Raw genomic sequence first — 26002 nt, forward strand, 5'->3', positions numbered from 1 at the left:
AAGGCAAATTTATTTTTTAATTTCATGGGCCCCCCTTGTCTTTTCCAAGGCCCTTGGAAGTCCGCGCGTCGTTGCGCTATGGGGTGGCGTGTCAGCGACGAAACGAATCCAGGCGTCGATGAACCGAGTCCCCGAACTGTCATTTACCCTCTTGCGTGTCGGCGGGGCTGTGGCACTATCTGTGGTATCGGGACCAAGGGGGTCACCCAATAGATTGTGATTGCATTGCCGGACCTGCTTCCGGCGATATGGGGCTTTTGTCCTTGCGATCGGATCGGTTGACCCCATTTCTGTCCCGGCCCGATCGGGTTCATGCTATGATGCTAGGGTGCGCCCCAGCATCGCTGGACCGAATCGAACGGAACAGGAACAATCGGGGGCTCGCATGGACTTTCGAGATAGTGAACAAGGTGGAAACGGCGACGTGGCGACGGTAATGGACGAGCGTATCGAGGATCTGGTGGACAAGGCCGAGCCCAAGGCTGCCAAGGGCAAGGCGACCGAGTCCGCGTCGTCCAAGATTCATGAGCGTCGCTTTCATGTCGTGACGGATTCGTCGCGCGATGCGCTGCTGACCGAATTCGGCAAGGACACGCTGAACGATCGCTATCTGCTGCCCGGCGAGAGCTATCAGGATCTGTTCGCCCGCGTCGCCGCCGCCTATTCGGACGATGCCGACCATGCGCAGCGCGTCTATGACTATATCTCCAAGCTCTGGTTCATGCCGGCGACGCCCGTTCTGTCGAACGGCGGCACCGGTCGGGGTCTTCCGATCAGCTGCTATCTGAACAGCGTCGACGACAGCCTGGAAGGCATCGTCAACACCTGGAACGAGAATGTCTGGCTCGCCTCGCGTGGCGGCGGCATCGGCACCTATTGGGGCAGCGTGCGCGGCATCGGTGAGCCGGTCGGCCTCAATGGCAAGACCAGCGGCATCATCCCCTTCGTCCGCGTGATGGATTCGCTGACCTTGGCGATCAGCCAGGGCTCGCTGCGTCGCGGCTCGGCCGCATGCTATCTCGACGTCTCCCACCCGGAGATCGAGGAGTTCCTGGAAATCCGCAAGACGAGCGGCGACTTCAACCGCAAGGCGCTCAACCTGCACCATGGCGTGCTGCTGACCGACGAGTTCATGGAAGCGGTGCGCGACGGCAGTGATTTCAACCTGCGCAGCCCCAAGGACCAGTCGGTGCGCGGCACCGTCAATGCCCGCGCGCTGTTCCAGAAGCTGGTCGAGGTCCGCCTCGCCACCGGCGAGCCCTATATCGTCTTCTCCGACACGGTGAACCGGATGATGCCCAAGCATCACCGCGACCTGGGACTCAAGGTCTCGACGTCGAACCTCTGTTCGGAAATCACTCTGCCGACGGGTCGCGACCATCTCGGCCAGGATCGCACGGCGGTCTGCTGCCTCTCCTCGATGAACCTGGAAACCTGGGATCAGTGGAAGGATCACCCGACCTTCGCGGAAGACATTATGCGCTTCCTCGACAATGTGCTGCAGGACTATATCGACCGCGCCCCGCCGGAAATGGCCCGCGCCAAATATAGCGCCAGCCGTGAACGCTCGGTGGGCCTGGGCGTCATGGGCTTCCACAGCTTCCTGCAGGCACGGGGCATCCCGTTCGAAGGCGCCATGGCCAAGTCGTGGAACCTGCGCATCTTCAAGCATATCAATGCCAAGGTGAACGAGGCGTCGATGATGCTGGCGCAGGAGCGCGGGCCGTGCCCCGACGCCGCCGACCAGGGCGTTATGGAGCGCTTCTCCTGCAAGATGGCGATCGCGCCGACCGCGTCGATCTCGATCATCTGCGGCGGCACCTCGGCCTGTATCGAGCCGATCCCGGCGAACATCTACACCCACAAGACGCTCTCGGGCAGCTTCGCGGTGAAGAATCCCTATCTGGAAAAGCTGCTGGTCGAAAAGGCCAAGGATTCGAGCGCCGTATGGAACTCGATCCTGGAACGCGGCGGCTCGGTCCAGCATCTCGACTTCCTGACCCAGGAAGAAAAGGATGTGTACAAGACCAGCTTCGAGATCGACCAGCGCTGGCTGCTCGAACTGGCCGCCGATCGCACCCCCTATATCGACCAGGCCCAGTCGCTGAACCTGTTCATCCCGGCCGATGTCGAGAAGTGGGATCTGCTGATGCTCCACTTCCGCGCCTGGGAACTGGGCATCAAGTCGCTCTATTATCTGCGCTCCAAGTCGGTGCAGCGCGCCGGCTTCGCCGGTGGCGTGGAAGCGGACAACACGATCGACGCCCCCAAGTTCGAGATCGGCGAGACCACCGACTATGACGAGTGCCTCGCCTGCCAGTGATCAGATTCCCTCTCCCTGTGGGAGAGGGAGGGAGCCGCGCAGCGGCGGAAGGGTGAGGGCGATGCGCAATTACCGCGATCTGCCTTCAGGGGCCGTGGATCAGGCCCGCATTCTCCGCCGTAACGCCACGGAGGCTGAAAAACGTCTCTGGCGTGCTTTGCGTGAACAGCTTCCGACCGTGAAATTCCGCCGCCAGGTGCCCCATGGTGCCTATGTCGCGGATTTCCTCTGTTTTTCTGGCAAGCTGGTCGTCGAGGTCGATGGCGCAAGTCATGCGGAGAGCGCTGAGCAAGATGCTGTCCGAACCCGTTATTTCGAGACCCAGGGTTATCACGTCCTGCGTTTCTGGAACCATGAAGTCATGGAAAATACTGAAGGCGTCGTAGCGGTCATCGCGGCACGCCTCTCGCCCTCACCCTCCCACGCCTGACGGCGCGGGCCCCTCCCTCTCCCGATGGGAGAGGGGAAGAAAAGATTTCGCGGAGTAACCCATATGCCCCTTCTTCAAGCCTCCAAGGTCTACAAGCCCTTCGAATATCCCTGGGCCTATGAATTTTGGAAGCGCCAGCAGCAGCTCCACTGGCTGCCCGAGGAAGTGCCTCTGGGCGAGGATTGTCGTGACTGGGCGCAGAAGCTCAGTGACCATGAGCGCAACCTGCTGACCCAGATTTTCCGCTTCTTCACCCAGGCCGACGTGGAAGTGCAGGATTGCTACCACGAGAAGTACGGCCGCGTGTTCAAGCCGACCGAGATCAAGATGATGCTGACTGCGTTCAGCAACATGGAAACGGTCCATATCGCCGCCTACTCGCATCTGCTCGACACGATCGGCATGCCCGAAAGCGAATATTCGGCCTTCCTCCAATATAAGGAGATGAAGGACAAGCACGACTATCTCGCCCAGTTCGGCGTCGATACGGACGAGGATATCGCCAAGACGCTGGCGATGTTCGGCGGCTTCACCGAAGGCCTCCAGCTCTTCGCCTCCTTCGCGATGCTGATGAACTTCCCGCGCTTCAACAAGATGAAGGGCATGGGCCAGATCGTCACCTGGTCGGTCCGCGACGAGACCCTGCATTGCGAGGGCATCATCAAGCTGTTCCACAGCTTCGTGAAGGAACGCGACTGCCTGACCGCATCGGTCAAGGACGACATCATGGACATGTGCCAGAAGACCGTCCGCATCGAGGACGCGTTCGTAGACCTGGTCTTCGAAATGGGCCCGGTTCCCGGCATGACGCCCAAGGACATCAAGAAATATGTCCGCTACATCGCCGACTGGCGCCTGGGGCAGCTGGGCCTCAAGCCCATCTACATGATCGACGAGCATCCGCTGCCCTGGTTGACCCCGCTGCTCAACGGCGTGGAGCATGCCAATTTCTTCGAAACCCGCGCGACCGAATATTCGAAGGGCGCGACCCGTGGCCAGTGGAACGACGTCTGGGACGCGTTCGACCGCCGCAAGAAGCTCAAGGGCGCCGAAGCGGCCAATGTCGACGAAAGCGATCCGGACATGTTCAAGGCCGCCGGCATCGCGGCGGAATAAGATCACAGCGCGACGCGCCATGCGCGTCGCGCTGTGATCAAGCCCGCGCGGCGCTGACGCGTTTAAGGCTGCTGATCAGCCAGCATCACGGCAGCTTGCAAAGGGCTTTCGACCTGTTCGAGGGGAGGGGAGGCGCGGGGAGCGCCTCCCCTTTTTTGTGCGCCTCTGGAGCCTCCCGCATCGCGTCCATAACGGACCAGTCTCGCGCCGGAATGGCGATGCCCTGGGCTATGGTCCGGTCATGACCAGCCCCGACGACCCCTCATCTCCGCCATTCTACGTCTTCGTCTGCAATGTCTGCGGCAGCGATCAGGTTACGCGCGAAGCCTGGGCGGCCTGGGATGTCGCGACCCAGGCCTGGATCCTCAACACGGCCTTCGACTTTGCCTATTGCCATCGCTGCCTGGGCTATGCGCAGCTCGACCGGCTGCTGCTGACCAGCCCGCCATCCGGCTTGCCGTCCCGCACCCCGGCCTTCCCGCCGGCGCCGGGCTGATCGGCGCGGCGGGCGTGACGCTTCCTTAACCGCCGCCATGCCAGACCGGTCGCCATGTTCGGCGTCCGACTCCGCTCCCTCTTCACCAGCCGCTGGATGGCCCTGCTCTGGGCGATATTGGTGCTGCTGAGCGCGATCCAGTTCGTGGGCAGCGATGGCGGTGATCAGGCCGGCGCGGATCAGGCCGCGACCGCGGCGCTGGACGGCCTCGACAACAGCCAGCGCGCCATCATCGCCAACGCGCTCTGAAAGGCACGGGGCGGGCGTCGCGGGCGCGCTGTCCTATTCCTTCCCGCCGGCCTATATTGCCGTCCGGCGTCGGGCCTGTCTCTGACGCTCACTTGTTCCAAAATGACAAGGGTTGGAAATTAAATGTCAGAATGTGCGGGAAATATGCGAAGTTAAGCGCAGCATTTCCTACAATATCGACCACCATCTTCGTCTTTGTTCCGTTCGTGCAACATTTGTTCAGCTGCTACGTTCTAGCTTGCCTCGGTCAACAGAAATCGAAAAGGGACTGGACCATGCATCGCTTTGCCAGAAGCATGATTGCCGCGCTTTCACTGGGCGCCATGGCGTTGACCGCCATGCCCGCCGCCGCCCAGCACGGCCAGGGTCATGGCCGACCCGGCGGGCCGTCATCGGGCCATGGCGGCCCCGGCGGTCCGGGCGCACAACGGCCCCCCAGCCATGGCGGCAATCATGCCCAGCGTCCGCCCCAGCCCGGCCGGCCGGGGGCAGGCCGCCCGCCCCAGCCGGGCCGGCCCGGCAATGGTCGTCCGCCCCAATATGGCCGTCCCGGCAACCATCGCCCGCCGCCGCCCCGTGGCAATTATCGCCGGCCCGGCCCGCCGGTCTATGCCTATGACTGGAACCGGCCCGATCCGCGCTATGGCGGCCGCTATCGCCCCGACCGCTATTATCGCGGCGGCTATGCGCCGATCCGGGTCGACCGCAGCATGCGCATCTATCGCGGCTATGACGACCGCTATTATTGCCGCCGTTCGGACGGGACCACCGGCCTCATCATCGGCGGCGCGATCGGCGCGCTGATCGGCGGCCAGCTCGATCGCGGCTATTCCAACACGGCGGGCATATTGATCGGCGGCGGCGCCGGCGCGCTGCTCGGCCGCGAGATCGATCGCGGCAGCCTCAGCTGTCGCTGATCGGAAAAGGGGGCGAAGACGCCCCCTTTTTCAGCACCAGGGGTGGCGGCGTCCGTCCCAGGTCCGGGCCAGCCCTTCGTCCACCAGCTGCTGGCCGATCGACTGGCCATCACGCGTCACGATCCGCAGCGCTCGGCCATATTTGTCGGTCGCCCGCCCGTCGATCTCCAGCGAGAAGGGGCCGGCGTTCATCAATTGCTGCAACCGGCTGGTCGCCCGCGCGCCCAGCGCGCCTTCCTCCGGGCAGCGCGGCCCATGGGTTTCTGGCGTGTCGATGTCGGCGATCCGATATTTTTCGCCCCGGAACCAGAAAGTGTCGCCATCGACGACGCAATTGGTCCCGCCGCCGCTATGACAATAGCCGAAATCGGCCGATAGCTGGTCGGCGCTGGCGCTTGACGGTGTCATGCCGGTCGACGCCGTCGGCATCGCGATCTCGGGCGCCAGCCGCGCCCACCAGTCGGGCGCCTGCCAGCCGATCATCATCCCCAGCGCCAGCACCAATCCCAGTGTCTTGCCGCTGAAGCCACTGCGCTGAGACGCGGGGCGACGAAAGCGGGCCTGTCCGGCACGCGCCGCCTCCCGGCGCCAGAGTGTGTCGATGCGGTCGGGGGTGAATCGGTCGGGGCGTCTGGACATGGCGCGCCCCTAGCAGGTTCAGGAAAAACAGAGGGTTAAATCTGATCCGGCTTGTCGCCATTTCGGGGCGAACCGGCGTTTGATCGGGATCAATGTGGCAAGCGCAGGGGATGCGCAGGGTGCGCCGGCCTCAGCCCATGGAGATTGCCGCATGAACGCCGCCGCGCCGCCCAGCCCCTATGTCCGCATCGGCGGCGAACCGGTCGTCCGCGCCATTGCGAACCGCTTTTATGACCTGCTGGAAAGCGACCCGGCCTATGCGCAGTTGCGCGCCATCCATGCCGCCGACCTCTCGGCCGTGCGCCACGGCCTCACCCGCTTCCTGTGCGGCTGGCTGGGCGGCCCGCGCGACTGGTTTCAGCGTGGCACCTGCATCATGTCGCTGCACCGCGCTTTCCCGATCACGCCGCAACTGGCCGATCAATGGGCGACCGCGGCCGCCTGCGCGATCGCCATGCAGGAGGATCTCGACACCGACATCGCCGACGCCATGGCGGAAGCGCTCGGCCATATGGCGCGCGGCATGATCAATTTCGGCCTCGCGCCGGCACAGGCGCACCCGGCCTAGCGGCTAGTCGTCATCCTCGTTGAGGATTTCGTCCTCCTCGCCATCATCCTCGTCGTCCATCCGCGGCTCGCCGTCGAACGCGCCTTCATCGATCCAGCCGGATCGGTCCATCTCGTTCATCTTGTCGACCAGGTCGGGGACATCGTCGGGGATGATCTGCGCCGGGTTGGGCCGCCCGCCATGCTCGCTCTCTTCGCTCAGGTCGCTGGTCCGGCCCAGCGCATCGTCGGCGACGTCGTTCGCCTGGGTGCCGGCGTCGGCCTGTTCGCTATTCTCCTCACTCTCGTCGGGGAAGGGGCGATTGTCGGACATCGTCATGGCGCGTCTCCTTGCAGGGGCATGTCCCCCTCCAACGATCACCCCATTTTCCCGTTCCGCGCAAGCGCGCCCGGAAACGCACTGGACAGCGCGGAACCAAGGCGGCAAAGGCCGATGCGATCCTTTTCGCCCCGATCCTTTTCGCATCGCAACAGGAATCCCTCCATGTCCCGCCAGCTCATTTCCTCCGGCTCGCCCTTCGAGGCGCAGGTCGGCTATTCGCGCGCCGTCGTCCAGGGCGACTGGTGCTTCGTCGCCGGCACCACCGGCACCGATCCCGAAACCAAGATCATGCCCGACAGCGTGGTCGATCAGGGCGTCAACGCGCTCAAGGTGATCGGCAAGGCGCTCGAAGACGCCGGCTTCTCCTTTGCCGATGTCGTGCGCGTCACCTATTATATCACCGACCCTGCCTATTGGGACGATCTGGGCAAGGCCACTGCGCCCATCTTTGGCGAGATCCGCCCGGCGGCCAGCTGCGTCGTCGCTGGCCTCATCAAGCCGGAGATGAAGATCGAAATCGAAGTCACCGCCTTCAAAGGGTAACGCCCTTGTAAAGAAAATCTGGGACCAACCATCATGATTACCATGTACGGCATCAAGAATTGCGACACCATCAAGAAGGCCCGCAACTGGCTGGACAATGAGCGCGTCGCCTATAATTTCCACGACTATAAGGTCGCCGGCGTCGACAAGGAAAAGCTGGAGGAATGGGTGATGGAACATGGTTGGGAAACCATCCTCAACCGTTCCGGCACCACCTTCAAGGCGCTCGACGCGGGGGACAAGGCGCATATCGACGCGGACAAGGCGATCCTGCTGATGATCACCAACCCCTCGATGATCAAGCGCCCGATCCTCGACACCGGCAAGGGCACGGTCGTCGGTTTCAAGGCGACGACCTATGAAAATGCGCTGAAAGGCGTGATGGCGTGATCGGACGGGGGCTGCTGGGCATCGGGGCATTGCTGATGATGGGCCTGCTCCCCCTTTCCGCCGTCCGGGCCGCCGACCCGCTGATCATCGCGCATCGCGGTGCCAGCGGAGAGCGGCCCGAACATACGCTCGCCAGCTATGAGCGGGCGATCGATCAGGGCGCCGACTATATCGAGCCCGATCTGGTCCTGACCAGGGATGGCGTGCTGGTCGCCCGGCATGAGAATGAGATTGGCGGCACCACCGACGTTGCTGACCATCCCGAATTTGCCGATCGCAAGACGACGAAGACGATCGACGGCGTCGCAATGACCGGCTGGTTCACCGAGGATTTCACCCTCGCCGAACTGCGCACCTTGCGGGCGCGCGAACGGCTGCCCGATCTGCGCCCGGCCAATGTCCGCTTCAACGATCTCTATCTCATCCCGACCTTCGAGGAGATATTGAAGCTGGTCCGCGCCAAGGAAGCGGAGCAGCATCGCCGCATCGGCCTCTATCCCGAAACCAAGCATCCCAGCTATTTCGCCGGCATCGGCCTGCCGCACCAGCAGGCGCTGCTCGATCTGCTCGGCAAATATGGCTACACAAATGCCGACGATCCGGTCTTCATCCAGTCGTTCGAGGTCGGCAATCTGAAGGCCCTGCATGAAGCGACCCGGCTGCGCCTCATCCAGCTCGTCGATGCCGAAGGCGGCCCCGCCGATGAACCCGGCACCAGCTATGCCGACATGATGAGCGTCTCCGGGCTGGAGGCGATTGCCGGCTATGCCACGGGCCTCGGCCCGTCCGCCGCCATGGTGCTGGCGTCCGAAGGGGCGACCGCGCTGGTCGGCCGTGCCCATGATGCCGGGCTTCAGGTCCATATCTGGACGCTGCGGATGGAAAACAGCTTCCTGCCCGACCAGTATAAGCGACCGGACGATCCGCAGGGGCGCGGCGACTTTGCCGGCTATGTCCAGGCGATCGCCGCGACCGGCGTCGACGGCATTTTCAGCGATTTCCCCAGGCAGGCGCGCGACGCTCTGAGCAGCACGCAGCCCTGATCGGCAACATCGCATAAATTAAAGCGGATTTTCCCTTCTCTACCCTGCGGCTCGACTTGCCAAAGCCGGGCCGCAGGCGAATAACGAACAGACCATGCTGTCCCAGAAGACCCGTTACGCCATCCGCGCGCTCCAGCATCTTGCCGACCGCTATCGCCAGGGGCCTGTGCCCCTCAACGAGATTGCGACGCGCCAGAATATCCCGGCGAAATTCCTGACGGTGATCCTGTCCGAATTGTCGCGCGAAGGGCTGGTGGCGACCCAGCGGGGGCGCGACGGCGGCTATTGGCTGGCCTTGGCGCCGGTCGACATCAGCTATGGCGATATCGTCCGCCTGACCCGCGGATCGCTTGCGCTCACCCCCTGTGCCAGCCGCTTTGCCCATGAAAGCTGCACCAACTGCCTACCCGAAAGCGAATGCCGCCTGCACCGGGTGATGCTGCGCGTCCGCGACGAAACCGCCAAGGTGCTCGACAGCATCAGCCTCGCCGAACCCTTCGCGGCCGAAGGGCTGGGGTAGGGCGCCGCAGGAGCAGGCGTGCCGACGCCCTTGCGCTCGCCCCGTCGCTCCGCCACATCGGCAGCATGACCACGCCGCCGCTCAAAGCCGCCCTGATCCCCGTCACCCCGTTGCAGCAGAACTGCACCCTCTTCTGGTGTACGGAAACGATGCGTGGCGCCTTCGTCGATCCGGGCGGCGACCTGCCGGTGCTGAAGAAGGCGGCGGCGCAGCATGGCGTCACGATCGAGAAGATTCTCGTCACCCATGGCCATATTGACCATTGCGGCCAGGCCGGCGTGCTGGCCCGCGACCTCGATGTCCCGATCGAAGGGCCGCATGAGGAGGATCGCTTCTGGATCGACCGGCTGCCGCAGGATGGCGATCGCTGGGGCATTCCCGGCGAGAGTTTCGAGCCGGATCGCTGGCTGGTCGATGGCGACCAGGTGACGGTCGGCAATCTGACCTTCGACGTCTATCATTGCCCCGGCCACACGCCGGGCCATGTCGTCTTCCACCATGCGCCGAGCCAGCTCGCGATCGTGGGCGACGTGCTGTTCAAGGGCTCGATCGGCCGCACCGACTTCCCGCGCGGCAATCATCAGGACTTGATCGATGCGATCACCGGCAAGCTCTGGCCGCTTGGCGGCCAGACCGCCTTCGTCCCCGGCCATGGCGAGATGAGCAATTTCGCCTATGAACGGCGCACCAACCCCTATGTGGCCGATTCCGTTCTCGGTTAAACGCGCGCCATCGCTGGCGGGGCTGGCACGGCGCGAGTCGCACCATAGGCGACATAGAGCGCCGCCACCGCCAGGCCGAGCATCACGATCCAGGTGAGCAGCGCGCCGCCCGCGCGCCACACCGTCGGCTTGTCCGCGTCCATGCCAAAGCCATGGGCGATTCGCGCCAGCGCATAGATCATCGCCCCGATCCACAGCCACAGCGGCGCGCCGATCGCCATTTCGATCAGGCCAAAGAGAATCAGCACGATCGGCGTATATTCAATGAAATTGGCGTGCGCCCGCATCCGTCGTGCCAGCAACATATTGCCCGAGTCGCCGTGCAAAAGCTTCGCGCCCACGCGGATTCGTGCGCAGCGCACCGCCAGCCAGAAATTGATGAGCGCACAGGCCGCAGCCAGTGTAAGCGTGATCGGCAACAACATGGGCATCCCCCTATTCGACGGGCCGCCACCATAGGCGCGGCGGGCCGGCGGGCAAGGAAGGACTTGCACCATCTGCAAAAACGGCTATAGGCGCAGGGCTTCGCGATCAACCGGGCCGCATGGTCTGCGGCACCCGTGCCGTCGGCGTCTCATTTGGAAACCGGCCAGTCGCATAACCAGATTTAATTACGGAAACAGGTGCCGACATGGCTGTCCCCAAAAGGAAAACTTCCCCGTCCAAGCGTGGCATGCGTCGCAGCCACGATTCGCTGCGCGTCGAAGCATTCCAGGAATGCTCGAACTGCGGTGAACTGAAGCGTCCCCACAATCTGTGCGACGCGTGCGGCCATTATAACGGCCGCGAAGTCATCGCCGTCGGGGCGTAAGACTTTTTCGATCTCCGCAAAGGGGTGATCTCAGTGTCCAGCCAACCGCGAATCGCAATTGACGCGATGGGCGGGGATGAAGGCGTGCGGGTGATGATGGCAGGCGTTGCGCTTGCCCGTCGCCGGCACGAAGGACTCCGCTTCACCCTTTTCGGCGACGAGACCCGGATCAAGGCGGCTCTCGACAACCACCCCAATTTGCGGGCGGCGTCGGAAGTCGTGCATTCCGATACGATCGTCGAGGGCACGGACAAGCCCAGCGTCGCGATTCGCAAGAAGAGCAGCTCGATGAGCATGGCGATCAACGCCGTGAAGTCGGGTGATGCCGGTGCTGCGGTTTCCGCCGGCAATACCGGTGCGCTCATGGCGATGGCGAAGCTGGCGCTGCGTACCATGCCCGGTGTCGATCGGCCTGCGCTGGCAGCGATGCTGCCGACCCTTGGCGACAATGATGTCGTCATGCTCGACCTTGGTGCCAATACCGAGTGCGATGCGCGCAATCTCGTCCAGTTCGCGGTGATGGGTGCGGCCTATGCCCGTATCGCCCTCGATCTGGAGCGGCCGCGCGTACGCCTGCTCAACATCGGCACCGAAGAGCTCAAGGGCACGGATGAGATTCGTGACGCCGCCGCCGTGCTGCGCGCGGCCGATACCCTGCCATTCTCGTTCGACGGCTTTACCGAAGGCGACAAGATCGGCCGCGGCGAAACCGACGTGATCGTGTGCGACGGCTTTTCGGGCAATGTCGCGCTCAAGACGGCCGAGGGCACCGCCCGCTTCGTCGCCGACCTGCTGCGCCGCGCCTTCTCCAGCTCGCTGCGGTCCAAGATCGGCTTCCTGATCTCGAAGCCGGCGATGCACCTGCTCAAGCATCATCTTGATCCCAACAATCATAATGGCGCCGTCTTCCTGGGCCTCAACGGGGTCGTGGTGAAGAGCCATGGCAGCGCCGATGCCAAGGGCGTGGCCAATGCGGTGCATGTCGCCGCCCGCCTGCTGGAAGAGGATATCACGCGACGCATCGCCGCCGACATGGCCGGGGTGCAGGATCTGTCCGCCGTCGCGTCCAAATTGGAGCTGCCCGTCAAGTGATGCGTCGATCCGTTCTCCTGGGCACGGGCTCGGCCCTGCCCGCACGCGTCGTCACCAATGCGGAACTGGCGCAGACCGTCGACACCAGCGACGAATGGATCGTCGAGCGGACCGGCATCCGCACCCGCTATATCGCCGGCGAGGGGGAGACCACGACCACGCTGGCGACCGAGGCCGCGAAGCGCGCGCTGGAGGCGGCCGGCCTCGCCGCGCCGGATATCGACCTCATCATCCTGGCGACCGCGACCCCGGACCAGACCTTCCCCGCCAGCGCCACGCTGGTGCAGGCCGCGCTCGGCATCGATGACTGCGTCGCCTTCGACGTCGCCGCCGTCTGCTCGGGCTTCCTCTATGCGATGACGGTCGCCGATTCGATGATCCGCTCGGGCGCGGCGCAGCGCGCGCTGGTGATCGGCGCGGAAACCTTCAGCCGCATTCTTGATTGGGAAGACCGCGCGACCTGCGTGCTGTTCGGCGACGGCGCCGGCGCCGTCGTGCTCGGTTCGGAGGAAAGCGCGGACGGCCAGCGTGGCATCCTCGCCGCCAAGCTGCATGCCGATGGCCGCCACAACCAGCTTCTCTACGTCGATGGCGGTCCTTCGACCACCCAGACGGTGGGCAAGGTCCGCATGAAGGGGCAGGAAGTCTTCCGCCATGCGGTGGTGAATCTCGCCACCGTTCTGAAGGAAGTGATGGCGATGGCGGAGATGACGCCCGCCGACATCGACTGGCTGGTGCCGCACCAGGCCAATGCCCGGATTCTCGACGCCACCGCGCGCAAGCTCAAGCTGTCCCCGGACAAGGTCGTCGTCACCGTCGACCAGCATGCCAACACCTCGGCCGCCTCGGTGCCGCTGGCACTGGACGCGGCGACCCGCGATGGCCGGATCAAGGCCGGCGATCTGATCGTGCTGGAAGCGATGGGCGGCGGCTTCACCTGGGGCGCCTGCGTCCTGCGGATCTGATACGGCGGCGAAACGATCGCCCCTACGTATCTGACCTGCTTGCCGAATCACCCAACATGCATCACATTTGTGTCGCAATCATTTGCCCCGGCAGATGATGCAGGGGGGCACATTGGGGATTTGCGATGACCGGCACTGGCACACTGACCCGCGCTGATCTGGCGGAGAGCGTCAATCGTCACATTGGCTTGTCCCGCGCGGAAGCGGCGGCACTGGTCGAATCGATCCTGGAACATATGTCGACTGCGCTGGAGCGCGGCGAAAATGTGAAAATTTCGAGTTTCGGTACCTTCGTCCTGCGCGACAAGAATGAGCGCATGGGGCGCAACCCGAAGACCGGGATCGAGGTGCCGATCGAGCCGCGCCGGGTGCTCACATTCCGCGCGAGCCAGACGATGCGGGACCGCGTCGCCTCGACCTGAGGCAATTCGGTCAGCTTTTGTAGTATTGGCGTATATTTACCGTAGTTGACCTTTACGGGACTATGGGTGCAACATCGCGCCCATGGAAAAGGCCGAGGGCGCATTTCTGACCATCAGCGAACTGGCGACAGAGCTGGGTCTTGCCCAACATATTTTGCGCTATTGGGAAACCCGCTTTCCGCAATTGCGTCCGCTCCAGCGATCGGGCAACCGGCGCTACTATCGTCCTGCCGATGTGGCGCTGGCACGGCGCATCAACCAGTTGCTCAATGTCGAGGGCTTCACCGTCAAGGGCGCGCAGAAGGCGCTGGCAGACGGCCCGGACGATATAGCGGTGGATCCGCTGCCCGCCGCGACGCCGGAACCGGACCTGATCGCCCGGCTCGAAGCCATCCGGGCCGATCTGGCGCGCGCCTTGGGTCGCTGATCGCGATCAGAGCATCCGGGCATAGACAAGGTCGCGGAACGGCACGTCCCCGACCATGAAGGTCAGTTCGCCGATCTCGACAAAATCATGCCGGGCATAGAAGCGCCGCGCCCGATCATTCTGTGGATAGACGGCCAGCAGCAGCCGGCGTGCGCCGCGTCGCCGGGCCTCCGCCAGCACCAGCGCCATCAGCGCGTCGCCATTGCCGCCACCCTGCCACCCGTTCAGCAAATAGATGCGCTTGAGTTCGACATCCGTTCGGTCGTCGGTCGGTACCGGCAGGTCGGGCGGCGTGATCAGCGCATAGCCGACCGGCGCGCCCAATGGCGTCTCGCCGATCAGGATCGTCTGGGCCGGATCGGCGAGGGCGGCGCGATAATAGTCCTCGCCATGCGCCTTGCGGATATGGGCGACCAGCGCCTCGCCGGGATGGTCATGGGCAAAGCTGGCCAGGAAAGTGGCGCCGCCCAATATCGCCAATGCGGCGGCATCGGAGGCGACAGCCGGCCGCCAGTGAATCGGCGTGGTCAAACTCAGCGCGATCCCGGACCCAGGGCCGGGTCCAGGTCGCGGGGGCGGGTGAAGCTCAGCAATGTGCCGCACTTGTCCGTCGTCGCGTCCCACTGGTCGATGGCGAGATCCATCACCGCAATGCTGGCGGTCGGAAACTTGATCTCCACATCCTCGCGCAGCGGATTGGCGCCATCATCGGGGACCAGGCTCAGGATCAGTTCCTCGAAACCGGGATTATGCCCTGCCATCAGCACGCTGTCCGCCTCGTCCGGCAAATCGCGCAGCACATCGATCAGCGTCGGGGCAGAGGCCAGATAGATGCGCCGGTCCCAGCGCGCGTCCAGCGTTTCGCCATAGCCGGTGAAGAAGGTGTCGAGCGTCTGCACGACGCGGGCAGCGGGGGATGCGACCAGCAGGTCGAACCGCATATCCTTGCGCGCGGCGAACTGGCCCATCAGCAGCGCGGCCTTTTCCCCCCGGCGGTTGAGCGGCCGGTCGAAATCCCGCGCGACCGGATCGTCCCAATCGGACTTGGCATGGCGCAACAGGGTCAACCGCTTCATTCTCGCTCCAGCTCCTCGCGCCTTGTCGCGGCGGAATATCTCCTGCCGACTCGCAAAAACGCAGAAAACAAAGGCGCCGTGCCCTGTCGGGTCACCGCATGCCGGGTTCGCTTCCCTGATGCCCTAACCTTGTTCGGTCGCCAAGACCAGCGTCCTGCATGTCCCGCGCCTGCATCTTTGCGCTGACGGCGATGATCGCCTCGTCCAGCGTCAGCCGGCGGATCGGCGTGCCGGGCGGGAAGGCGCTCAGCAGTCGGCTCGGCATGGCGGCGGACAGGATCACGAAACTGCCCTTATCCTCGGCGCGGCGGATCAGCCGGCCGAACGCCTGCGCCAGCCGCGCCCGGATCAGCCGGTCGTCATAGGCGCTGCCACCCCCCGCCAGGCGCCGGGCGGCATGCAGCACGGTCGGCTTGGACCAGGGCACGCCCTCCATCACCACCAGCCGCAGCGAATGGCCGGGCACGTCGACGCCATCGCGCAACGCATCTGTCCCCAGTAGCGACGCGCGCGGATCGTCGCGGAAGATATCGACCAATGTGCCGGTATCCATCGGATCGACATGCTGGGCATAGAGCGGCAGGCCGGCGCGGGCGAGCCGATCGGCGATGCGCGCATGCACCGCCCGCAGCCGCCGGATCGCGGTGAACAGGCCCAGCGTGCCGCCGCCCGATGCCTCGATCAGCCGGGCATAGGCGCCCGACATGGCGGGGATGTCGCCGCGCTTGATATCGGTGACGATCAGCACCTCGGCCCGGCCGGGATAGTCGAACGGGCTGGCCGCCTCGAACCGCTCGGCGCTGTGGGGCAAATGGGTGACGCCGCTGCGTGCTTCGGCATTGGACCAGTCGCCGCCGCCCTTCAGCGTGGCGGAGGTGACGATCACCCCCTGCGCGGGTTGCAGCACCGCCTCGGCCAGCGGCCGGGTGGGGTCGAGCCAGTGGCGGTGCAGACCGATATCATATTCGCGCCCTTCCACCCGGTCGACGGTCATCCAGTCGACGAAATCGGGGTCGGCCGGGCCGCCGATCCGCGCCAGCAGCGCCAGCCAGGCGCTGATCAGGTCGCGGCGCCAGGCGAGCGATCCGATCGCCCCTTCGATCCGCGCCCGCGCCGCGCCGTCGAGCCAGTCCGGCGCATCCTCCAATACGGCTTCCAGCCGTTTGGACAGCCGAACCAGCGGCTTCAGCAGCGCATCGAGCGCGATCGCCGCTTCCTGTGCCGCCTCGACCAGCGGGCCATCGGGCTCGGCCAGTTCGGTCTCCAGCCCATAGCCGGCATCCGCCTCGCCGCTGTCGGCGGCGCGCGCGAAGACGGTGCCGCGCACCGTGGCGAGCAATTCCTCCAGCGGGCCGAAGGGCTCGCCCGCCAGGATGCGTTTCAGCCAGTCGTCGGCGGGCAGGGCACGCGCAGCCTCCACTGCGGTGCGGATCGCCTCGCCGCCTTCCTCGTCATAGCTGGCAAGGTCGGACAGGCGCGCCGCCAGGCCCCGGCGGCGGCCGCGCGATCCGCCTTCCGGTCCCATCACCCAGCGCCGCAGTTCGATCGCCTCCTGCCCCGACAGCGCGACCGAAAAGGTCGAATCGGCGGCGTCGAACAGATGATGGCCCTCGTCGAAGACGATGCGCTGTGGGCGTTGCCCGGTCTCGCGGCCGCGCGCGGCGTTGATCATCACCAGCGCATGATTGGCGATGACGATGTCCGCCTCGGCCGATGCCCGCGCCGACCGCTCGATGAAGCATTTCCGATAATGGGGGCAGCCGGCATAGATGCACTCGCCGCGCCGGTCGGTCAGCGCGGTGGAGCCGTTGCGGCGGAACAGGATGGGCAGCCAGCCGGGCAGGTCGCCGCCCACCATGTCGCCATCCTTGGAAAAGGCGGCCCAGCGCGCGACCAGTTGCGCCAATATGGCGGCGCGGCCGGCAAAACCGCCCTGCAACGCATCTTCCAGATTGAGCAGGCAGAGATAATTTTCCCGCCCCTTGCGCACCACCACGCGTCGCGCGGCGGTCGCCGGATCGGGGAAGAGGCGCAGCGATTCCCGGTCGAGCTGGCGTTGCAGCGCCTTGGTATAGGTGGATATCCACACCGTGCCCTGCGCCTGCGCGGCCCAGAGCGAGGCGGGCGCGAGATAGCCCAGCGTCTTGCCGATGCCGGTGCCGGCTTCCGCCAGCAGCATATTGGGCTGGTCGCGATGCGTGCGCGGGCGAAAGGCCTCCATCGCGGCGGCGGCATAGGCGCGCTGGCCGGGGCGGGGTTCGGCGCTCGGTCCGGTCAGGCTGTCAAGCCGCGCCAGCACGGCCTCCTCCTCCATCGCGACGGTGCGCGGGGCAGGGCGGGGCGCGGCTTCCTCCCATTCGGGCAGCTTGGAAAAGAGCCAGCGTTCCGCCTCCGCCGGGCGGTTGATGCGCGGCGCGACCAGCGGCGACCAGGGCCAGCGCAGCCGGTGCAGCGCCTGCGCTGCGGTCCACCCGCCTTCTCTTTCTTTCCATTCCGGGGAATCGAGCCGGTCGAGCAGCGCGCGCGCCGCCATTTGCAACAGGGCCGGGATATCGCCTTCCTGTGCCGGCTGCGGCAGGTCCAGCGCCTCGGCCAGCCCCTTGGGCGTGGGCACCAGGAAGCGCGCGGGATGGACGAAGGCCCAGAGTTCCAGCAGGTCGAGGCCATTGAGATCGGGATAGCCCAGCCGCTGGCCGGTCAACGGTGCATTGAGCAGCAGCGTCGGCGTCTCGGCGGTGCGGGCAATGGCCTGCCCCTTGGCGACGCCCATGGTGCGGCTGCCTTCGCGCAGCCAGATGCCGCCATGGCTGGCATGGAGGGCGGGCAGGGCAGCAGGATCGATCACCCGCCCGGCTTAGGGCAAGGCGAACAAAAGGGAAACCGAAATGCGCCGATCAATTGGTCCGGCGGCCAAAACCCATGGGGCCGGAATAGACGAAGGCGGGCGTAGCCGGTCGGGGCTGGAACGCCACCGGCGCGCGGCGGGCCAGGCGTGCCATTTCCAGCTGTTCGAACAACGGCCCTTCGGTCAGGATATAGGGGAAACGGATGCCCATCCGGTCCTCTTCCGACCAGCGCACCGTGCCGAACACGCTATAGCCGTCAATATCCAGCTGACACTGGCTTCCGGTCGGCAGCGAACAGCCGACGACCTGCGCGCCACCCGCGCTCAGATCGACGATCGTCCCTTCCAGGCTGTCGAGCACGGTCGTGATGGTGATCGCGATGTCGACGGGAATCCGTTCGCGGCTGCGGGGTGTCTGCATGGGAGCCTCCATATGACCAGACCATGGAGGAACAGGGTGAACAAAATCTAAATATGAAGCCCGGTTTAACGCGTTTTTGCCTCCAAAAGCCGTTCCCTTTCGCCCTTCGCGGCGGTAGAGGCTTTGGCATCATGACCATATCCGACATTCTCCGCACCGCCGCGAACGCGTCCAAGGCCTGGCCCTATGAGGAGGCGCGCAAGCTTCTCAAGCGTTACCCCAATGGCGCGCCGGAGAAAGGCCATATCCTGTTCGAGACCGGCTATGGCCCGTCGGGCCTGCCGCATATCGGCACCTTCAACGAAGTGCTGCGCACCACCATGGTTCGCAATGCCTTCCACGCGCTGTCGGACATCCCGACCCGGCTGGTGGCGTTCAGCGACGATCTGGACGGCTTCCGCAAGGTGCCGGACAATGTGCCGAACCAGGCGATGCTGGCGGACTATCTGGGCAAGCCGCTGACGCAGGTGCCCGATCCGTTCGAGAAATATGAAAGCTTCGCGCATCACAATAACGCGATGCTGCGCGAATTTCTCGACAGCTTCGGCTTCGACTATGAATTCGTGTCCGCGACCGAACGCTATCAGGCCGGTGCCTTCGACGAAGCGCTGCGCCAGGTGCTGCGCCGCTATCAGGCGATCATGGACATCATGCTGCCGACCCTGCGCAAGGAACGGCAGGCGACCTATTCGCCGGTGCTGCCGATCAGCCCGAAGAGCGGCATCGTGCTGCAGGTGCCGGTCGAGGTGATCGATGCTGAGGCGGGCCTCGTCCGCTTCGTGGATGAAGGCGAGACGATCGAGCAGTCGATCCTGGGCGGCAGCGCCAAGCTGCAGTGGAAGGTCGACTGGGCGATGCGTTGGTATGCGCTGGGCGTCGACTATGAAATGGCGGGCAAGGATCTGATCGACTCGGTCACCCAGTCGTCGAAAATCTGTCGCGCGCTCGGCGGCCGTCCGCCCGAGGGCTTCAATTACGAGATGTTCCTCGACGAAAAGGGCGAGAAGATTTCCAAGTCGAAGGGCAATGGCCTCAGCCTCGAACAATGGCTAACCTATGGTCCGCAGGAAAGCCTGGCCTTCTACGCCTATCGCGAGCCCAAGAAGGCCAAGCAGCTGCACATGGGCGTGATCCCGCGCGCGGTCGATGAATATTGGCAGTTCCGCACCAATTACCCCAAGCAGGCGATCGAGCAGCAGCTGGGCAACCCGGTCCACCATATCCATGATGGCAAGCTGCCGCAGGGCGAACTGCCGGTGACCTTCGGCCTGCTGCTCAATCTGGTCGGCGTGATGGGCGATGCGAGCCGTGAGCAGGTGTGGAGCTATCTCCAGAATTATGTGCCCGGCGCCAGCGCGGAAACCTATCCGGAACTGGACGCGCTGATCGGTCATGCACTGGCCTATCATCGCGATTTCGTCGCGCCGACGCTCCAGCGCCGGGCACCGCACGCGAACGAAGCTGCCGCATTGCGCCAGCTGGATGTAGAACTGGCTGCCTTGCCGGCCGATGCCAGCGCGGAGGATATTCAGAATATCGTCTATGCCATCGGCAAGGAAGAAGCCTTTGGCTTCGCTGAACTGCGCGACTGGTTCAAGGCGCTCTACCAGACGCTGCTGGGCGCCGATCAAGGGCCGCGCATGGGCAGCTTCATCGCGCTCTATGGCATCGACAACAGCCGCAAGCTGATTGCGCAGGCGCTGGCCGTCTGATCGGAACGAAGCGGGGGAACCATCGCGCGCGCAGGGCGTTTCGCGAACGGTCCACCCCCCTTTCGGACTGATGGCGTGCCTGGCACGGCATCGGCCGCGCCCGCCCGGAAACGGGGGGCGCGGCCAAGGGGGTAAGGAAAGGCCCCGGACATCGCTGTCCGGGGCCTTTTCTGTTTCGTCGTCCGGCTTACCAGAAGAAGCCGCGATGGACGGTCATCACCCGGCCGGTGCGCACATTCACCAGCATCACGTCATTATAGTGGCGGACCCAGCGCTGATTGACGGCCGGACGGGGCAGGCGATAGCGATAGGGATCGGCGATATAATAGCGCGAGCTATAATAGGCCGGGCGAAGCTGGGCGCCGGCATTCCAGCGCGAATAGCGGAAGGGCGCATTCCAGTTGCCGGCGCGATAGACGTCGCGGTGGCTGCGGCGATAATCCTGCCAGTCTTCCCGCGCTTCCTGGCGGGAGTCGCGAACATCGCGACGGGCTTCGCGGACATCGCGGCGATCGCCATAGCGCTGGGCCGCGCGCAGGTCGCGCTGGTCTTCGCGCAGCCGCTGCTCGCTGCGGCGGGCTTCGCCATAGGATTGGGCAGAAGCGACGCTGGGGACGACGGTGGCCGCAAGAAGGCCAAGGATGATGATCTTGCGCATATTTCTACTCCCATCAATCTGGAGGCTCGGGGACGCTTCCAACCGCTTCAAGCGGGGCAGGTTCCCTTACCAACATGTTGAATATGGAGTGGATTCGCTGAACCGTCCGGGAACGGCGCTGTCAGGAACCAGTCATTTATGTCGCAAAGTGTAATGGCGCGCGACCTTCTGGGTCAGCGAACCCAGGGACGTTCGCGAAACCATTTGGTCACGACATATTTGGTGCCCTGAGCCACCGGCCGGGCGGCGTGCAGGCTATAGGGGTTGGGCGCGCCGTCGGGCTTCAGGTTGTTCCAGATCAGGATCATCCCCTCGATCGGCGGCACCATGAATTCGCAGCGTGGAAAATGGGTCTCGCCCCCGCCCTCGACCGGCGACAGATAGATCATCGCCGTCCAGTTACGCTGGCCGCCGGTCTTGCGCATTTCGGGCCAATAGCTGGCATTGACCGGGAAATAGTCGCAATGGACCTTATATTCCTGGCCCTGGGTATAGCGTTGCCCCTGCAATGTCTCGCCATGGTCAGGCTCCAGCCCGGTCATCGCACAGATGCGGGCACTGATCGCATGGACCAACGGGTCTTCCCGGTCGAGATTGCAGCTGTGGCTGGTGCGATAATCGGCATTTTCCCGCCCGGTGAACAGGGTCGATGGCTGGGCGCCGGCATCGATGATCGCGCGCATCACCGCGCATTCTTCGGCGCCCAGGAAATCCTGCCGCCCATAGATTTCCAGATGGGGGCTATCGATGCGGCTGACCAACGGGTTGCGGTTCAGTTTCTCGCGCACCCGATCGCCGATCGCGGCGCGGGCCGGCGACGCGATGCCGCCATCATCCACTATCTCGTTCATGCCGCCTCCCTGCCATTTCCGGCCGGCGCCACGCAATGAAAAAGGGCCCGGTGCGGTGTCGCACCGGGCCTAGTGTCCTGAAGGCCAGTTCAGGAGGCTGTCACCAGAAGAAGTTGCGGATCACGTCGACGACATAGCCGTCGCGGACATCGACCAGCAGCGCGTCGTCATAATAGCGGATCCAGCGCATCGTGCCGTAGGCGGGCGGCAGGCGGTAATAATAGGGATCGTTCAGCCAGTAATTGCTGCCATAGAGCGGCCCCGACAGGAACACGCCGATCGAGAAGCTGCGATAGCCATAATTCCAGCCCGACGGCGCATAATAGCGGCCCATGCGATAGCGGTCGCCAAAGCGGCTGCGATAGCCATACCAGTCATAGCGCCGGTCCTGGCGCCAGCCATTGTCCCAGCGGCGCTGGTCGGCCCAACGGGTGCGATCGTCATAGCGGCGGCCACCATTGTTCCAGTTGCCGGGATAGCCGGGGCGATCGCCGCGCCGGTCATTGTCGCTCCAGCGCCGATCGTCGGGGCGACCGTCGCGATTGCGATCATTCCAGTCGCGGCCGTTGCGATCGCGGTCGTTCCCGTTGCGATTGCGGTCCCAGACCTGCCGATTCCAGTCGGCGCGACTATCCGGCCGCGCGTCTACCCTGCGCCCATCACCGCGTCCGTCCGGGCGGTCGGGGCGGGCGACCGGCTGCATGCCGGGGGTCGGATTGCCGGGACGCTGCCAATTGCCATTGGGGCGATCGGCGCGCTGGTCGGGCCGCTGGTCCGGCCGGCTTACCCGCTCGGGGCCACCCTGCCAGCGCTGTGCAGGCGCCGCCATTTGCGGACGTCCGCCAGCATTGCCATTGCCGCGATCACCGCCACCCTGCCAGCGGGTGCTGCCCTGGGAGCCGCGCATGTCGCCGCCCCGGTTTCCGGGATTGCCGGCGCCACGCTCGCCGCGCGGACCACCGCCATTGTCGCCACGCTGGGCATAGGCCGGTGCCATGCCGCTCAGCAGCGTCGCACCCATCAGGCCGGCCAGCATCCATTTCCTCAGCATCGTTCCGATTCCTCGTGCGGGAACCATCTGTTCCCTTCATGCCGCATCTCTACGCGGATGGCGATGTCGCGATGCTGAACTCTTCTGTCAGCGATTTGAAAGATTCTGTCCCGGAACAATGGACAATCTCGATCATTCCATCCATCCCACCATCTTGCATCGGCAAAGCCCGGTAAATGGGCTGTTCGGCGCAAAGCTGATCCAGATCAGTGCAGTGCCGACAAACAACCATTAGGACCAACGGGTGATAAGAACCGCCGATGCCGGCCGCACAAGACAGGCCCTGCGCGCCGCGACGATGGAGAGCCATCAACGGGTCGATGACCTGTTTTCCCATTTTTCGCTCGCTTCCGCGCCCGATTACCGGGCGTTCCTGCGTGCCCATGCCCGCGCGATCGCCGCGCTGGAGCCGGTCGCCCAGCCCGATTCGCCGCGCCTTGCGCTGATGGCGCAGGATCTGGCGGCCTTGGGGGAGGCTATGCCTGCGCCGCTGTCGATGCCGTCCACGGGCGGCGGCGGCTTCCGCTGGGGCCTGCTCTATGCGCTCGAAGGATCGCGTCTGGGCGGTGCGATGCTTGCGCGCCAGGTCGCGCAGGATCTGCCCCGCGCCTATCTGTCCGCCGTGCATGGCAAGGGCGGCTGGGTTGCCTTCCAGCAGCAGCTGGATGACGCCGCGGCTCAGGGCGACGCGGACTGGCTGGACGATGCGATCGCCGGCGCCTGGACGGCCTTCACCCTGTTCGAGGCGGGCGCGCGCGCCGAGCGGGAGGTCGCCTGTGACTGATGTGATCAGCCCGGAAGCCCAGGGCTTCGCCGTCGACATCAACAATTGCGATCGCGAGCCGATCCATGTGCTCGGCACGGTCCAGCCCTTCGGCTTTCTCGTTGCCCTGACCGCCGACTGGCTGGTGTCGCGCGTATCGACCAACAGTGCCGACCATATCGGCCTGGCGCCGGACGAGATGCTGGGCCAGCCGATCAGCGCGCTCTTCATCGCCGATGCGATCCACACGCTGCGCAACCGCATCACCCTGTTGCGCGGCCCCGATTCGGTGGAGCGTGTCTTCTCGCTGCCGCTGGTGGAGGGCGGTGCGCCGTTCGACGTGGCCGTCCATTTCTCCGGCCAGTTGGTGGTGATCGAGGCGGAACCCGCCGTGCCCGACGAGATGGAGGCCAGTTCCATGGTCCGCTCGATGGTCGCGCGGCTGGCGCAGGCGGACAGCATGACCGCCTTCCTGCGCGATGGTGCGCGCCAGGTGCGGGCGCTCACCGGCTTCGATCGGGTGATGGTCTATCGCTTTGCCGACAATGGCGATGGCGAGGTGGTGGCGGAGGCGCTGCGTCCCGGCATCGACAGTTTCTTCGGCCTGCATTATCCGGCCTCCGACATCCCGACGCAGGCGCGCGCGCTCTACATGCGCAACATCTTCCGGGTGATCGCCGACATCAACGCGCCGCCGGTGCCCGTTATCCCGGCGCTCGATCCCGCCGGCGCCGCGCTCGACATGTCGCTCTGCGTCACCCGCGCGGTGTCGCCGATCCATATCGAATATCTGCGCAACATGGGGGTGGGGGCTTCGCTCTCCATCTCGATCATCGTTGATGGCAAGCTGTGGGGCCTGTTCGCCTGCCACCATTATGCGCCGCGCCTGCCCAGCTTCGCGCAGCGCAGCGCCGCCGAACTGTTCGGCCAGATCTTCTCGATGATGCTGGAAGGGCGCGAGCGGGCGGAAACGGCGAGCTATGAGGGCAAGGCCCGCCAGGTCGCCGACCGGCTGCTCTCCGCCGTCGCGCAGGATCATGACCTGATGTCCAACGCCCGCTGGCTGGGCGACATCATCTTCGACACGATCCCCGCCGATGGCGTGGGCATCTATATCGACGGACAGATGACCCTGTCGGGCCTGACCCCGGACGAGCCGTCCTTCGCCGCGATCGTTTCGATGCTCAACCGCACCGCCGCCAGCCAGGTCTATACCACCGACAGCATCGCCCGCATCATGCCGGAAGCCCTGGCCCATGCCGATCGCGCCGCCGGCTTGCTCGCCATTCCGATCTCGCGCCGGCCGCGCGACTATGTCGTGCTGTTCCGTGCCGAACAGCTGCGTTCGGTTCGCTGGGCCGGCAAGCAGGACAAGCATATCGAATATGGCCCCAACGGCCCGCGCCTGACCCCGCGCAAGAGTTTCGAGGAATGGTCGGAACTGGTGAAGGGCACGGCCGTAGCCTTCATGCCGGCCGAACTGCGCGTCGCCGAAGCGCTGCGCACGGCGCTGCTGGAAGTCATCCTGCGCCTGTCCGATTCCGCTGACGAGGAACGGCAGCGCGCGCATGAGAAGCAGGAATTGCTGATCGCGGAACTCAACCACCGCGTCCGCAATATCCTCGCGCTGATCCGCGGCCTGATCTCCCAGACCCGCGACAGCGCCATGTCGGTCGACCAGTTCATCGGCACGCTGGAAAGCCGTGTCCATGCGCTGGCCCGTGCCCATGACCAGATCACCGCGGATCGCTGGGCGCCCGCGCGCCTCTATGACCTGATCGAGGTGGAGGCTGGCGCCTATCTCGGCGACCGGCGTGACCGGGTGAAGCTGACCGGTCCCAATGTGCTGCTGACCCCCGCCGCCTTCACCGTGCTGGCGCTCGTCATCCACGAACTGCTGACCAATGCGGCCAAATATGGGGCACTGTCGGACAATGGATCGGTCGCGATCGACTGGCATGTCGATGCCGAGGGCAGCCTGCTGCTCCACTGGCTGGAAAGCGGCGGCCCGGCGGTCGTCGCGCCCTCGCGTCGGGGCTTCGGCTCGACCGTGATCGAGCGTTCCATTCCCTATGATCTGGATGGCCGGGCGGAGGTCAATTATCGGCTGGCGGGGCTGGAGGCGCGCTTCTGTATTCCCTCCGCCCATGTCGCCTCGATCCTGCCCGACGTGGCCGGCACCGATCGCGCCAAGCCGGCGCCCGCTCCCTCGCCGCATCTGCTCAAGGGGCGGCAGATTTTGCTGGTCGAGGATAATATGATCATCGCCATGGATGGCGAGGATGCGCTGCGCGACCTCGGCGCGCAGGTGGTGACTGCCGCCAGCATCGGCCGCGCGCATGAGGCGATCACGCTCCATCCGGTCGACCTCGCCGTGCTGGACTTCAATCTGGGCAATGAAACCAGCCTGCCGATAGCCGACATGCTGGCGGAACGCGGCGTGCCCTTCCTCTTCGCCACCGGCTATGGCGACGGGCTCGACCTGCCGGATCGCTTCAGCGACGTTATCCTGCTCAAGAAGCCCTATTCGGGCGCGACCCTGGCCCAGGCGATCGCTCCGATGCTGGCCAGGGGCTGACCGGAAACAGTCGGTTTCCGCCTGGCGCGTTGCGCGGGCGGCGCCGACATCCG

General features: G+C 65.0%; 30 protein-coding genes. 20 read left to right on the forward strand and 10 right to left on the reverse strand.

Going from position 1 to position 26002, the window contains the following annotated elements; genetic code table 11:
* Positions 1-436: 436 nt before the first annotated feature.
* The 6 genes from BRX37_RS15520 (at position 437) to BRX37_RS15545 (ending at position 5531) form a co-directional block, all read left to right on the forward strand.
* Entirely contained in the window at positions 437-2323 is a 1887-nt protein-coding gene (locus BRX37_RS15520) for a ribonucleoside-diphosphate reductase subunit alpha (protein ID WP_010336832.1), read from the forward strand.
* Between the two features lie 61 nt (positions 2324-2384).
* Positions 2385-2753: an endonuclease domain-containing protein gene (locus BRX37_RS15525; RefSeq protein ID WP_125988065.1), complete on the forward strand. Its 369-nt coding sequence runs from the start codon at positions 2385-2387 to the stop codon at positions 2751-2753.
* 63 nt (positions 2754-2816) lie between these two features.
* Entirely contained in the window at positions 2817-3869 is a 1053-nt protein-coding gene (locus BRX37_RS15530) for a ribonucleotide-diphosphate reductase subunit beta (protein ID WP_004209931.1), read from the forward strand.
* A 241-nt stretch (positions 3870-4110) separates the two neighbouring features.
* Entirely contained in the window at positions 4111-4365 is a 255-nt protein-coding gene (locus BRX37_RS15535; protein WP_125988067.1) for a hypothetical protein, read from the forward strand.
* A 54-nt stretch (positions 4366-4419) separates the two neighbouring features.
* Positions 4420-4614 (forward strand): hypothetical protein, encoded by a 195-nt coding sequence (locus tag BRX37_RS15540; protein WP_125988069.1) that lies wholly within the window; start codon positions 4420-4422, stop codon positions 4612-4614.
* A 275-nt stretch (positions 4615-4889) separates the two neighbouring features.
* Positions 4890-5531, forward strand: a complete 642-nt coding sequence (locus BRX37_RS15545) for a glycine zipper 2TM domain-containing protein (RefSeq protein WP_125988071.1) — start codon at positions 4890-4892, stop codon at positions 5529-5531.
* A gap of 30 nt (positions 5532-5561) precedes the next feature.
* Here the strand turns inward: BRX37_RS15545 and BRX37_RS15550 are convergent, their stop codons facing one another.
* On the reverse strand, positions 5562-6170 hold the full coding sequence (locus BRX37_RS15550; RefSeq protein ID WP_125988073.1) for a thermonuclease family protein: 609 nt from the start codon (positions 6168-6170) through the stop codon (positions 5562-5564).
* Positions 6171-6321: 151 nt separating this feature from the next.
* On the opposite strand from BRX37_RS15550, the gene BRX37_RS15555 reads away from it, so the two are divergent.
* Positions 6322-6738 (forward strand): globin domain-containing protein, encoded by a 417-nt coding sequence (locus BRX37_RS15555; RefSeq protein ID WP_125988075.1) that lies wholly within the window; start codon positions 6322-6324, stop codon positions 6736-6738.
* 3 nt (positions 6739-6741) lie between these two features.
* On the opposite strand, the gene BRX37_RS15560 is transcribed toward BRX37_RS15555, so the two are convergent.
* The gene (locus BRX37_RS15560; protein ID WP_004209937.1) at positions 6742-7056 is read right to left on the reverse strand and encodes a hypothetical protein; all 315 of its coding nucleotides are present in this window, start codon (positions 7054-7056) and stop codon (positions 6742-6744) included.
* 165 nt (positions 7057-7221) lie between these two features.
* Here BRX37_RS15560 and BRX37_RS15565 point away from each other — a divergent pair, with 165 nt between their 5' ends.
* The 5 genes from BRX37_RS15565 (at position 7222) to BRX37_RS15585 (ending at position 10277) form a co-directional block, all read left to right on the forward strand.
* A complete protein-coding gene (locus BRX37_RS15565; RefSeq protein ID WP_007711207.1) occupies positions 7222-7602 on the forward strand; it encodes a RidA family protein in 381 nt (126 codons plus the stop codon).
* Between the two features lie 33 nt (positions 7603-7635).
* Positions 7636-7992 (forward strand): ArsC family reductase, encoded by a 357-nt coding sequence (locus BRX37_RS15570; protein ID WP_004209945.1) that lies wholly within the window; start codon positions 7636-7638, stop codon positions 7990-7992.
* Entirely contained in the window at positions 7989-9035 is a 1047-nt protein-coding gene (locus tag BRX37_RS15575) for a glycerophosphodiester phosphodiesterase (RefSeq protein ID WP_125988077.1), read from the forward strand. Before BRX37_RS15570 ends, BRX37_RS15575 begins: the two co-directional genes overlap by 4 nt.
* A gap of 94 nt (positions 9036-9129) precedes the next feature.
* Positions 9130-9555: an RrF2 family transcriptional regulator gene (locus BRX37_RS15580; RefSeq protein ID WP_004209947.1), complete on the forward strand. Its 426-nt coding sequence runs from the start codon at positions 9130-9132 to the stop codon at positions 9553-9555.
* 65 nt (positions 9556-9620) lie between these two features.
* Positions 9621-10277 (forward strand): MBL fold metallo-hydrolase, encoded by a 657-nt coding sequence (locus BRX37_RS15585; protein WP_037507321.1) that lies wholly within the window; start codon positions 9621-9623, stop codon positions 10275-10277.
* On the opposite strand, the gene BRX37_RS15590 is transcribed toward BRX37_RS15585, so the two are convergent.
* Positions 10274-10702 (reverse strand): MAPEG family protein, encoded by a 429-nt coding sequence (locus tag BRX37_RS15590; RefSeq protein ID WP_026108754.1) that lies wholly within the window; start codon positions 10700-10702, stop codon positions 10274-10276. The genes BRX37_RS15585 and BRX37_RS15590 overlap by 4 nt on opposite strands.
* 206 nt (positions 10703-10908) lie before the next feature.
* Here BRX37_RS15590 and rpmF point away from each other — a divergent pair, with 206 nt between their 5' ends.
* From rpmF to BRX37_RS15615, 5 genes are all read left to right on the forward strand, one after another.
* Positions 10909-11088 (forward strand): 50S ribosomal protein L32, encoded by a 180-nt coding sequence (gene rpmF / locus BRX37_RS15595; RefSeq protein ID WP_004209950.1) that lies wholly within the window; start codon positions 10909-10911, stop codon positions 11086-11088.
* A gap of 66 nt (positions 11089-11154) precedes the next feature.
* On the forward strand, positions 11155-12180 hold the full coding sequence (gene plsX / locus BRX37_RS15600) for a phosphate acyltransferase PlsX (protein ID WP_010336845.1): 1026 nt from the start codon (positions 11155-11157) through the stop codon (positions 12178-12180).
* Positions 12177-13145 carry a beta-ketoacyl-ACP synthase III gene (locus tag BRX37_RS15605; protein WP_125988079.1) on the forward strand — a complete coding sequence of 323 codons (969 nt, stop codon included), beginning with the start codon at positions 12177-12179 and terminating at the stop codon, positions 13143-13145. The genes plsX and BRX37_RS15605 overlap by 4 nt, the downstream gene beginning before the upstream one ends.
* A 125-nt stretch (positions 13146-13270) precedes the next feature.
* Positions 13271-13567 (forward strand): integration host factor subunit alpha, encoded by a 297-nt coding sequence (gene ihfA / locus BRX37_RS15610; protein ID WP_004209953.1) that lies wholly within the window; start codon positions 13271-13273, stop codon positions 13565-13567.
* Between the two features lie 82 nt (positions 13568-13649).
* Positions 13650-13994 carry a MerR family transcriptional regulator gene (locus tag BRX37_RS15615; protein ID WP_125988081.1) on the forward strand — a complete coding sequence of 115 codons (345 nt, stop codon included), beginning with the start codon at positions 13650-13652 and terminating at the stop codon, positions 13992-13994.
* Between the two features lie 6 nt (positions 13995-14000).
* On the opposite strand, the gene BRX37_RS15620 is transcribed toward BRX37_RS15615, so the two are convergent.
* From BRX37_RS15620 to BRX37_RS15635, 4 genes are all read right to left on the reverse strand, one after another.
* On the reverse strand, positions 14001-14525 hold the full coding sequence (locus BRX37_RS15620; protein ID WP_125988083.1) for a GNAT family N-acetyltransferase: 525 nt from the start codon (positions 14523-14525) through the stop codon (positions 14001-14003).
* 2 nt (positions 14526-14527) lie between these two features.
* A complete protein-coding gene (locus BRX37_RS15625) occupies positions 14528-15070 on the reverse strand; it encodes a SixA phosphatase family protein (RefSeq protein WP_017499105.1) in 543 nt (180 codons plus the stop codon).
* Between the two features lie 91 nt (positions 15071-15161).
* The gene (locus BRX37_RS15630; RefSeq protein ID WP_125988085.1) at positions 15162-17915 is read right to left on the reverse strand and encodes an ATP-dependent DNA helicase; all 2754 of its coding nucleotides are present in this window, start codon (positions 17913-17915) and stop codon (positions 15162-15164) included.
* Positions 17916-17964: 49 nt separating this feature from the next.
* The gene (locus BRX37_RS15635) at positions 17965-18336 is read right to left on the reverse strand and encodes a PilZ domain-containing protein (protein ID WP_125988087.1); all 372 of its coding nucleotides are present in this window, start codon (positions 18334-18336) and stop codon (positions 17965-17967) included.
* Between the two features lie 131 nt (positions 18337-18467).
* On the opposite strand from BRX37_RS15635, the gene BRX37_RS15640 reads away from it, so the two are divergent.
* Positions 18468-20048, forward strand: coding sequence for a lysine--tRNA ligase (locus tag BRX37_RS15640; protein WP_125988089.1), 1581 nt, complete (start codon positions 18468-18470; stop codon positions 20046-20048).
* A 187-nt stretch (positions 20049-20235) separates the two neighbouring features.
* Here BRX37_RS15640 and BRX37_RS15645 read toward each other — a convergent pair whose 3' ends face one another.
* The 3 genes from BRX37_RS15645 to BRX37_RS15655 form a co-directional block, all read right to left on the reverse strand.
* Positions 20236-20706 (reverse strand): RcnB family protein, encoded by a 471-nt coding sequence (locus BRX37_RS15645; RefSeq protein WP_037518627.1) that lies wholly within the window; start codon positions 20704-20706, stop codon positions 20236-20238.
* Positions 20707-20879: 173 nt separating this feature from the next.
* Complete coding sequence (locus tag BRX37_RS15650) at positions 20880-21557, reverse strand: 2OG-Fe(II) oxygenase (protein WP_037518624.1); 678 nt, start codon at positions 21555-21557, stop codon at positions 20880-20882.
* A gap of 100 nt (positions 21558-21657) precedes the next feature.
* Complete coding sequence (locus tag BRX37_RS15655) at positions 21658-22608, reverse strand: RcnB family protein (RefSeq protein ID WP_164522472.1); 951 nt, start codon at positions 22606-22608, stop codon at positions 21658-21660.
* 298 nt (positions 22609-22906) lie between these two features.
* Here BRX37_RS15655 and BRX37_RS15660 point away from each other — a divergent pair, with 298 nt between their 5' ends.
* Entirely contained in the window at positions 22907-23392 is a 486-nt protein-coding gene (locus tag BRX37_RS15660) for a biliverdin-producing heme oxygenase (protein ID WP_125988116.1), read from the forward strand.
* Positions 23385-25949, forward strand: a complete 2565-nt coding sequence (locus BRX37_RS15665; protein ID WP_125988091.1) for an HWE histidine kinase domain-containing protein — start codon at positions 23385-23387, stop codon at positions 25947-25949. Before BRX37_RS15660 ends, BRX37_RS15665 begins: the two co-directional genes overlap by 8 nt.
* The last annotated feature ends 53 nt before the right edge of the window (positions 25950-26002 follow it).

This window comes from Sphingomonas sp. S-NIH.Pt3_0716 (genome assembly GCF_003950715.1).
Classification (GTDB): Bacteria; Pseudomonadota; Alphaproteobacteria; order Sphingomonadales; family Sphingomonadaceae; genus Sphingobium; species Sphingobium yanoikuyae_A.